This window comes from Rothia sp. 11273D007AR (assembly GCF_053547255.1).
The window spans coordinates 1-911 of the sequence record NZ_JBPPWJ010000032.1; the positions used below are offsets into that span (position 1 = coordinate 1).

Annotated in this window: 1 rRNA gene; it reads left to right on the forward strand. The window is 52.6% G+C overall.

Features of this window, described 5'->3' with window-relative positions:
* A 23S ribosomal RNA gene (locus tag ACED88_RS10715) occupies positions 1–911 on the forward strand; the annotation flags it as partial.

Genomic DNA, 911 nt, shown 5'->3' on the forward strand with positions numbered 1-911 from the left:
GCTGTTGACGTGATGTTCTAGCATGTAGGTGAACGCCTTGGGATGGGCGACCGGAGAGGGTGAGAGTCCTGTAATCGTAATGTGTTAGACCGCGTGTGTGCCACCCGAGTAGCACGGGGCTCGTGGAATCTCGTGTGAATCTGCCAGGACCACCTGGTAAGTCTAAATACTTTCTAGTGACCGATAGTGAATCAGTACCGTGAGGGAATGGTGAAAAGTACCCCGGGAGGGGAGTGAAATAGTACCTGAAACCGTGTGCTTACAAGCCGTTGGAGCCTTTTGGGGTGACAGCGTGCCTTTTGAAGAATGAGCCTGCGAGTTAGTGTTCTGTCGCGAGGTTAACCCGTGTGGGGAAGCCGTAGCGAAAGCGAGTCTGAATAGGGCGAGTCAGTGGCAGGATCTAGACCCGAAGCGGAGTGATCTATCCATGGCCAGGTTGAAGCGACGGTAAGACGTCGTGGAGGACCGAACCCACTTCAGTTGAAAATGGAGGGGATGAGCTGTGGATAGGGGTGAAAGGCCAATCAAACTCTGTGATAGCTGGTTCTCCCCGAAATGCATTTAGGTGCAGCGTTACGTGTTTCTTGCCGGAGGTAGAGCTACTGGATGGCCGATGGGCCCCACAGGGTTACTGACGTCAGCTAAACTCCGAATGCCGGTAAGTGAGAGCGTAGCAGTGAGACAGTGGGGGATAAGCTTCATTGTCGAGAGGGAAACAGCCCAGACCATCAACTAAGGTCCCTAAGCGTGTACTAAGTGGGAAAGGATGTGGAGTTGCTTAGACAACCAGGAGGTTGGCTTAGAAGCAGCCACCCTTGAAAGAGTGCGTAATAGCTCACTGGTCAAGTGATTCTGCGCCGATAATGTAGCGGGGCTCAAGTACACCACCGAAGTTATGGCAATCAGTTTTT